Source organism: Paratractidigestivibacter sp. (assembly GCF_052362415.1).
GTDB lineage: Bacteria > Actinomycetota > Coriobacteriia > Coriobacteriales > Atopobiaceae > Paratractidigestivibacter.
In genome coordinates this window covers 1-5,903 of the sequence record NZ_DAWEMK010000109.1, presented here as the reverse complement: position 1 = coordinate 5,903, position 5,903 = coordinate 1, and the positions used below count along the sequence as shown (strand labels likewise).

Here is a 5,903-nt window from a genome sequence, read left to right as displayed (position 1 = left end):
TCGAGGCTGTCAAGAGCGCGGACCCGGCGGAGAACTGATCCGGCAAAGCTGACCGCGGACCGCGCTCAACGGGTTTTCTTGCTCGTCTGCGGCGGCCCAGCGTTACGTTTTGGCTCCTCTTGCGGCGGCCGCGCGTAAACCATGCCCAATTTGGATAGACTACTTCTCTAATTGTCTATCTCGAGGAGGGCCCATGCCTACCAACGAAGCCGCTTCCGGCAACCGCGCGATCATCACCGTCCTGGGCAGCGACCGCCCGGGCATCGTCGCCTCCGTCACCGGTGCTCTCGCCGATCGCGAGGCGAACATCCTCGACATCTCGCAGACCATCTTGCAGGGCATCTTTACCATGACCATGCTCGTCGACCTCGGCAGCACCGCCGAGTTCTCTGAGCTCAAGACCAAGCTCGACGAGCTTTCCGAGAAGCTCGGCGTGCAGATCACCCTGCAGCGCGAGGAAGTCTTCCGCTTCATGTATCGCCTCTAGGCCCGTCGCGCCGCTCGCCCGAGGCACGCCGCGGCCGCCGTGACGGCCGCCCTCCCTCCCGACGCGCCTTCGCCCGACGCGCCGCTCGCCGCCCTTCTTTCCAGGAGGTTTTGAATGGCCATCATCCGCAACCGCAAGGGCGGTACCCGCCCGATCCTCTCGGCCCTCGAGACCTCGGCCATGACGCACGTGGCCGACGCCTACCCGATGCCGTCGGTCGCGCTCGGCCGCCCGGGCGTTTCCGACCGCCTTTACCAGGGTTTTGAGGACATCGACGTCGTCGACCCCGAGCTCTACGCCAAATTCGACGTCAAGCGCGGCCTGCGCAACGCGGACGGCTCGGGCGTGCTCGTGGGCCTCACCACGATCTCGAACGTCCATGGCTACAACAAGACCCCCGAGGGCGTGGTCCCCGACGAGGGCGACCTGATCTACCGCGGCTACCACATCGCCGACCTCATCGACCACGCGCAGAGCGAGGACCGCTTCGGCTACGAAGAGGCCGCCTACCTGCTCATGTCCGGCACCTTGCCCACCGAGGCCCAGCTCGATGACTTCAAGGCGCGCATCGACTCCCGCCGGCAGCTCCCCGAGGGCTTCCTGCACATCTTCCCCCGAACGACGTACAGCCAGAACATCATGAACGTCCTGCAGCGCGCCACGCTGCTGCTGTACTCCTTCGACCCCACCCCCGACGACACGACGCCCACGCACGAGATCGACGTCGCGCTGTCCCTGCTCGGCCGCTGGCCGCGCACCGCGGCGGTCGCGCACGAGGCGGCGGTCGCGGCGGCTACGGGCACGAAGCTGCTGGTCCCGCCCGCGCGAGAGGGCTTCTCGATGGCAGAGACCCTGCTCGACGTGCTCCACGCCGAGCACGGCGGCGGCAACAACTCGACCTTCACCACGCGCGTGCTCTCGTCGTCGGGCACCGACGCCTACTCCGCGTACGCCGCCGCCATCGGCTCGCTCAAGGGGCCCAAGCACGGCGGCGCGAACGCCAAGGTCGGCGCCATGATCGAGGACGCGTCCGAGAACATCGAGGACTGGACCGACGAAGACCAGGTCGCGGCCTACCTCACCGATGTCGTCAACGGCAACGCCTTCGACGGCAGCGGGCTCATCTACGGGCTCGGCCACGCGGTCTACACCCTCTCCGACCCTCGCGCCGTCATCATAAAGAAGTACGCGCGCAAGCTCGCGCACCAGAAGGGTCGCGACGAGAAGCTCGCCCTGCTCGAGAACATCGAGAAGATGGGCCCCCAGATCATGCGCGATGTCCGCGGCGTGACCAAGCCGATCTGCGCGAACATCGACCTGTATACCGGTTTCGTGTACTCCATGCTGGGCATTCCCGCCGACATGTACACCGCGATCTTCGCGATGGCGCGCCTGGCCGGCTGGTGCGCGCACCGTATGGAGGAGCTCTACGGCGCCGGGCGCATCATCCGCCCCGCGTACAACTCCGTCATGGGCGGCGGCGACTACGTGCCCATGTCCGAGAGGCGCTAGGGTCGCCTCACGCAGACCGCACCCTTCGCTCACCCATATCTCGTACGCAAAGCGCCCCGCAGGCCGTCGAAATGGCCTGCGGGGCGCACTGGTGGAGCCGGTAAAGCGCACCCGCTCCGACCGATGCAGGGCGGGCGCGATCCGGGCAAGCTTACGCGGCCTCGTCGAACTGCGAGTTGTACAGCTCCGCGTAGAAGCCGCCGCGGGCCAGCAGCTCCTCGTGCGTGCCCTTCTCGACGATGTCGCCGTCGCGCAGCACCAGGATGACATCCGCGTTGCGGATCGTGGAGAGGCGGTGCGCGATGACGAAGCTCGTGCGACCGCGCATGAGCTCGTCCATGGCGCGCTGGATCAGCTCCTCGGTGCGAGTGTCGACGTTCGAGGTCGCCTCGTCGAGGATGAGCGCCGGGCGGTTGGCCAGAACCGCGCGCGCGATCGTGACGAGCTGGCGCTGGCCCTGGCTGAGGTTCGTGCCCTCCTCGTTGATGACGAAGTCGTACCCGCCCGCGAGCGTGTGGATGAAGTGGTCGCAGCGCGCGGCCTTCGCGGCGGCCTCTACCTCGGCGTCGGTCGCGTCGGGGCGCCCGTAGCGGATGTTCTCGCGGATGGTGCCGTTAAAGAGCCACGTGTCCTGCAGCACCATGGCAAACTCCTGGCGCAGCGCCGCGCGGTCCCACTCGCGTACATCGACGCCGTCCACGCGCAGGCTGCCTGCGTCCACGTCGTAGAAGCGCTGGAGCAGCTTGATCAGCGTGGTCTTGCCGGCGCCGGTGGGCCCGACGATGGCCACGGTCTGCCCGGGCAGCGCCTCGCAGCTGAAGTCGTGGATGATGGTCTTGTCGGGCGAGTAGCCGAACTTGACGTGCTCGAACTCCACGAGGCCGTCGCGCTCGGCGGGGACCTTGGGGTCGGCCGCCTGCTCCTCCTCCGGCGCGGCGAGGAACTCGAAGACGCGCTCGGTGGCGGCGGCCATCGACTGCATCGTGTTGCTCACGTTGGCGAGCTGCTGCACCGGCTGCGTGAAGTTGCGCACGTACTGGATGAAGCTCTGGATGTCGCCAGGGGTCGCGCTGCCGGAAAGCGCCAGCTGAGCACCCACGACGACGACCGCGACGTAGCCCGCGTTGCCCACGAGGCTCATGAGCGGCATCATCAGGCCCGAGAGGAACTGCGAGCGCCAGCCGGAGATGAACAGCCGGTCGTTCTTCTCGTCGAACTCCTCGACGGCGGCGTCGGCGCGGTCGAACACCTGGATGACGTTCTGCCCGGCGAAGTCCTCCTCGATGATGCCGTTGACGGCGCCGAGGACCTGCTGCTGCTCGCGGAAGTACGGCTGCGAGAAGTGCATCATCACGCCCATGATCAGCACGGCAATGGGCAGCGTGACCACGACGACGCCGGTCAGCGGCAGGCTGATGGAGAGCATCATCACGAGCACACCGAGGATCTGCGTGATCGACGTGATGAGCTGCGTCACCGACTGGTTGAGGCTCTGGCCGAGGGTGTCGACGTCGTTGGTGATGCGCGACAGCACGTCGCCCTTGCTGTGCCCGTTGAAGTAGCTCATGGGCACGACGGTGATCTTCTGCGCGATCTCCTTGCGCATGCGGTAGCAGATCTTCTGCGTGACGCCGGTCATGAGCCAGCCCTGGATCAGGTTGCACGCGGAGCTCGCCAGGTAGAGCCCCAGCAGGAACAGCAGGGTCTTGCCGATCCAGTCGAAGTCGACCGAGCCGGTGCCCTGGACCTTGGCGACGAGCCCCTCGTAGAGCTTGGTCGTGACCTGGCCGAGGACCTTAGGCCCGATGATGTTGAAGATCACGGACGCGATGGCGAAGGCGATGGCAAAGAAGACCGCCACCTTGTGCTTGCCCACGTATCCGAGCAGCTTGAGCATGGTGCCCTTGAAGTCCTTGGGCTTCTCGACGGCGCGGCCCATGCCGCCGCGGCCGCCCATGCCGCGGCCCTGCTTGCGCTTGGGGACCTCGGTCTTGCTCATCTCGTCAGCCATTAGCGGGCACCTCCTTTCTGGTCCGCGCCGCTCATGACGGCGTCGATCTCTTCCTGCGAGAGGCCGAGCTCCTTGGCAGAGAGCTGCGACTGGGCGATCTCGAGGTACGCCGGGCAGCTGCGAAGAAGCTCCTCGTGCGTGCCCTGCCCGACCACGTGGCCCTCGTCGAGGACGATGATCTGGTCGGCGTGCATGATGGTCGCGATGCGCTGGGCGACGACTACGAGCGAGGAGTCCTTCTCGTCGCGGGCGAGCGCCTCGCGCAGCAGCGCGTCGGTCTTGTAGTCGAGCGCGCTGAACGAGTCGTCGAACACGATGACCTCGGGGCGCTTGGCGAGGGCGCGCGCGATGGAGAGGCGCTGGCGCTGGCCGCCGCTGACGTTTCCGCCGCCCTGGCTGATCTCGGACTCGAAGCCGCCGTCGCGCTCCTCGATGAAGTCGGTGGCCTGCGCGGTCGTAGCGGCGCGGCGCATGTCGTCGTCGGTCACGGAGTCGCCGGCGAACTTGAGGTTGCTCTCGACGGTGCCCGTAAAGAGCATGCCCTGCTGCGGGATGTAGCCGATGCGGCGGCGCAGCTCAGAGAGGGGCAGGTCGCGCACGTCGACGCCGTCCAGGAGCACCTTGCCGCCGGTGACGTCGTACAGGCGCGGGATCAGCTGGACGAGCGTGGACTTGCCCGAGCCCGTCGAGCCGATGATGCCGAGCATCTGGCCGGCGCCGACCTTGAAGTTGACCCCGCCGATGACGTCCTCGCGGGCGTCGGGGTACTGGAAGCTCACGCCGCGGAACTCGAGCTCGCCGCGCGGGGCGTCGGCGGCCGGGAGCTGCGGGCGCGCGGGCTCCTTGATGGAGCTCTCGGTATTGAGGACCTCCTCGACGCGCTCGCAGGCGACCTCGGCGCGCGGCAGCATGACGGACACCATGGTCAGGATCATGAACGCCATGACGATCTGCATCGTGTACGAGATGAACGCCATCATGTCGCCGACCTGCATGACGCCGTCGCTGACGCCGTGGGAGCCGGCCCAGACGATGAGCACGGTCACGCAGTTCATGACGAACATCATGAGCGGCATCATGAAGCTCATGGCGCGGTTGGTGAACAGCTGCGTCTCCATGAGGTCGCGGCTCGCGCCGTCGAAGCGATCAAGCTCGTGCTCCTGGCGGCCGAAGGCGCGGATGGGCATGATGCCGTCGAGCATCTCGCGCGCGACGAGATTCACGCGGTCCACGAACTTCTGCATCTTCTTGAACTTGGGCATGGTGAGGCCCATGAGCACGCCGACCACGGCGGAGACCGCGATCACGGCCACGCCGATGGTCCACTCGAGGCCGGTGTGGGTGGCGAGCACGCGGGTCAGGGCGACGATGCCCATGATGGGCGCCATCATGACCATGCGGATGAGCAGCGTGGCGGCCATCTGGATCTGCTGGACGTCGTTCGTGCAGCGGGTGATGAGGGACGCCTGGCTGAACTTGTTGACCTCTGCGGGCGAGAAGTGCATGACCTTGTCGAAGGTCTTGCGGCGCAGGTCGCGGGCGATGGTGCAGGCGGTGTGCGAGGCGACGGCGCCGGTGAGGATGGTGGCGACGAGGCTGATGGCGCACAGGCCGAACATCTTTGCGGACATGCCGGTGAGGTAGGCGTTCTGGACGTCGCTGAGCTCGATGCCCTGGTCCTGGTACTCCTGCTGGACGAAGCTGACGGCGCGCTGCTTGACGATGGAGCCGCCCATGCCGCCCATCTGGTCGGCCATCTGGGAGGCCGCCTGGACGAGCTGGTCGCGGGCGACGAGCCCGGCGTCGGCGGCGATGCGGACGGCGTCCATGGTGACTTTGCCGCCGTCGGCCTCGATCTGCTGCTGCATCTGGGCGGCGGCCTGGGCCTTGGCC

General features: G+C 67.1%; 4 protein-coding genes. 2 read left to right on the top strand and 2 right to left on the bottom strand.

What is annotated here, in order from left to right:
* Positions 1 to 193: 193 nt before the first annotated feature.
* Together ACT84W_RS09115 and ACT84W_RS09110 are read left to right on the top strand one after the other, a co-directional pair.
* Positions 194 to 487: an ACT domain-containing protein gene (locus ACT84W_RS09115; RefSeq protein ID WP_417575692.1), complete on the top strand. Its 294-nt coding sequence runs from the start codon at positions 194 to 196 to the stop codon at positions 485 to 487.
* Positions 488 to 601: 114 nt separating this feature from the next.
* A complete protein-coding gene (locus tag ACT84W_RS09110; RefSeq protein ID WP_444328978.1) occupies positions 602 to 1,999 on the top strand; it encodes a citrate/2-methylcitrate synthase in 1,398 nt (465 codons plus the stop codon).
* A 151-nt stretch (positions 2,000 to 2,150) separates the two neighbouring features.
* On the opposite strand, the gene ACT84W_RS09105 is transcribed toward ACT84W_RS09110, so the two are convergent.
* Both ACT84W_RS09105 and ACT84W_RS09100 read right to left on the bottom strand, forming a co-directional pair.
* Positions 2,151 to 4,010, bottom strand: coding sequence for an ABC transporter ATP-binding protein (locus tag ACT84W_RS09105; protein WP_417575690.1), 1,860 nt, complete (start codon positions 4,008 to 4,010; stop codon positions 2,151 to 2,153).
* Positions 4,010 to 5,903 (bottom strand): ABC transporter ATP-binding protein (locus ACT84W_RS09100; RefSeq protein ID WP_444328977.1); only part of this gene is annotated, 1,894 nt, incomplete at its 5' end. The genes ACT84W_RS09105 and ACT84W_RS09100, both read right to left, overlap by 1 nt.

Bases quoted from the DNA above. Each gene is read 5' to 3' on its own strand.
- ACT84W_RS09110 (WP_444328978.1), top strand. From the start codon at position 602: ATGGCCATCATCCGCAACCGCAAGGGCGGTACCCGCCCGATCCTCTCG.
- ACT84W_RS09115 (WP_417575692.1), top strand. From the start codon at position 194: ATGCCTACCAACGAAGCCGCTTCCGGCAACCGCGCGATCATCACCGTC.
- ACT84W_RS09105 (WP_417575690.1), bottom strand. From the start codon at position 4,010: ATGGCTGACGAGATGAGCAAGACCGAGGTCCCCAAGCGCAAGCAGGGC.